The sequence below is a fragment of the Microbacterium sp. genome (assembly GCF_049661145.1).
Taxonomy (GTDB): domain Bacteria; phylum Actinomycetota; class Actinomycetes; order Actinomycetales; family Microbacteriaceae; genus Microbacterium.
The window spans coordinates 1-2,082 of sequence record NZ_JBASZT010000246.1 but is presented as its reverse complement, the minus strand read 5'-3'; the positions used below and the strand labels follow the sequence as shown (position 1 = coordinate 2,082).

Sequence of the window (2,082 nt, the reverse complement as noted above, 5' to 3'; positions counted from 1 at the left end):
CCCGAGAGGACAGTCGGCCCGATGACGGCAGCCACGGCGAGCACGGCGGCCGCGGCCGCACCTCCCATCCAGATGCGCCCTCGTCGCACGGCGCGAACGCGCGCGCCTTCGACGCGGCGGAGCTCGTCCTCCCGTTCGGCCGCGATGCGCCCGAACAGCTCGTCCTCGATCTCGGCGATGCGTCGCTCGTCGAGCTCTGGCAGCGCAATGTCGTTCATGTCCCCTCCGGTTCGATCGTGCTCCGCAATCGCGTGCGGATGCGGGAGAGGCGGTTGCGGACGACACCGTGCGACACGCCCAGGCGCTCTGCCGCCTCATGGTAGGCGTAGCCCTCGGCGGCGCAGAGCCGGAAGATCTGCTGATCCAGCTCACTGAGCGTTCGCACCTCCCGCAGGATGCGCTCCACCAGCTGCGCTTCGACGACGTCGCGTTCGACGTCGATCGTCGCGGGCAGGGTTTCGTCGGCGGATGCCGACAGGTTCGCGCGATCCCGTTGCTGACGCCGCACGCGGTTGGCGGCCTGAAAGCGGCAGATCGTGGCGAGCCAGGGCAGCAGCGAATCACCGGCCAGATCGAGCTCGGGGAGCTTGCGCCAGGCCGCCATGAAGGTCTCCTGTGCGACGTCCTCGGCGTCGGCTCGCGTGCCGACGAGGCCGTGGGCGATCCAGAACACGGGGCGGATGTACGCCCGATACAGCGCGCGGAAAGCGCTTTCGCTCCCCGCGGCGGCCGCGGCGACGAGTTCGGCGTCGCTGCGCGCGTGCGTGTCGCTCATGGTCCTCCCGTTCGTCTCTCACCCCCAAGTGTCGGCCGTAACATGTTCGTCTCACATCTCGTCTATCCTTGGGCGAGCGAGAGGGAGTATCCCGCTTCGCGTGTCCCGTCAGTACGGGCTCCGCCGTCGGGGCTCCGGGCGCGCGCCGTCGCAGGGACCAGGAGTCATCGGTCCCGGGCGGGGGAGAGACTTTCGACGTCAACCGTCCCCTCCGGAAGGCCCGCATGGAGCTCCCCATCTGGTTCGAAGTCGGCTCGCTCGTCGCGCTGGTACTCATCCTCGTCGCTGACCTGCTGCTCATCCTGAAGCGTCCGCACATCCCGTCCACGCGGGAGTCGACGATGTGGGTGGTGTTCTATGTCACCCTTGCGCTGATCTTCGCGGGGTTGCTGTGGCTGTTCGCGGGCGGTGAGTTCGCCGGCCAGTTCGTCGCCGGCTGGCTGACCGAGTACAGCCTGTCGATCGACAACCTGTTCGTGTTCGTCCTGATCATGAGTCAGTTCTCCGTGCCGCGCCGCTATCAGCAGGAAGTGCTGATGGTCGGGATCATCATCGCGCTGGTCCTCCGTGGTGCGTTCATCCTCGCCGGCGCCGCGATCATCGAGCAGTTCAGCTGGGTGTTCTACATCTTCGGCGCGTTCCTCATCTGGACCGCGTGGCGACAGGCCTTCCCCAGCGGAGATCACGACGACGACGTCAAACAGGAGAACTTCGTCGTACGTTTGCTGCGCCGCACCATCGACATCAGCGACCACTACGACGGCGCGAAGGTCCGCACCGTCGTGAACGGCAAGAAGATGTTCACCCCGATGATCATCGTCTTCGCGGCCATCGGTGTGACCGACCTGCTGTTCGCGATCGATTCGATCCCGGCGATCTTCGGCATCACCCAGAGCCCGTTCATCGTTTTCACCGCAAACCTGTTCGCCCTCATGGGACTGCGGCAGCTGTACTTCCTGCTGGGCGACCTGCTCGATCGCCTGCGCTACCTCCACTACGGCATCGCGTTCATCCTCGCCTTCATCGGAGTGAAGCTCTTCTTCCACGCGATGCACGTCAATGAGCTGCCCTTCATCAACGGCGGCGAGCATATCGAGTGGGCACCCGAGATCTCGACCTGGATGTCGCTCGGCGTTATCGTCGTCTCGATGATCGTCGCGACCGTTGCGAGCCTTGTCGCGTCGCGGCGCGAACGGATGGCCGAGCCCGCCGCGGTCCCGCGGACGCCGGTGGATGCCGCGGAGAAGGTCGCCGACGAGAAGGGCACGCCGCCGACGGTCGATGGGCCGTAGCATCGGCGGCCCGGC

General features: G+C 66.4%; 2 protein-coding genes and 1 pseudogene. 1 reads left to right on the top strand and 2 read right to left on the bottom strand.

What is annotated here, in order from left to right:
* Both WBP48_RS10595 and WBP48_RS10590 read right to left on the bottom strand, forming a co-directional pair.
* Nucleotides 1–218, bottom strand: a pseudogene (locus WBP48_RS10595) (DUF4349 domain-containing protein); the annotation flags it as partial.
* On the bottom strand, nt 215–775 hold the full coding sequence (locus tag WBP48_RS10590) for an RNA polymerase sigma factor (RefSeq protein ID WP_424440074.1): 561 nt from the start codon (nt 773–775) through the stop codon (nt 215–217). The gene WBP48_RS10590 and the pseudogene WBP48_RS10595, both read right to left, overlap by 4 nt.
* 224 nt (nt 776–999) lie before the next feature.
* On the opposite strand from WBP48_RS10590, the gene WBP48_RS10585 reads away from it, so the two are divergent.
* Nucleotides 1,000–2,067, top strand: coding sequence for a TerC family protein (locus WBP48_RS10585; protein ID WP_424440071.1), 1,068 nt, complete (start codon nt 1,000–1,002; stop codon nt 2,065–2,067).
* Nucleotides 2,068–2,082: the final 15 nt, after the last annotated feature.

What these genes read in the sequence shown, in the direction of transcription:
- WBP48_RS10590 (WP_424440074.1), bottom strand. Translation starts at nt 775, where the DNA reads ATGAGCGACACGCACGCGCGCAGCGACGCCGAACTCGTCGCCGCGGCC.
- WBP48_RS10585 (WP_424440071.1), top strand. Translation starts at nt 1,000, where the DNA reads ATGGAGCTCCCCATCTGGTTCGAAGTCGGCTCGCTCGTCGCGCTGGTA.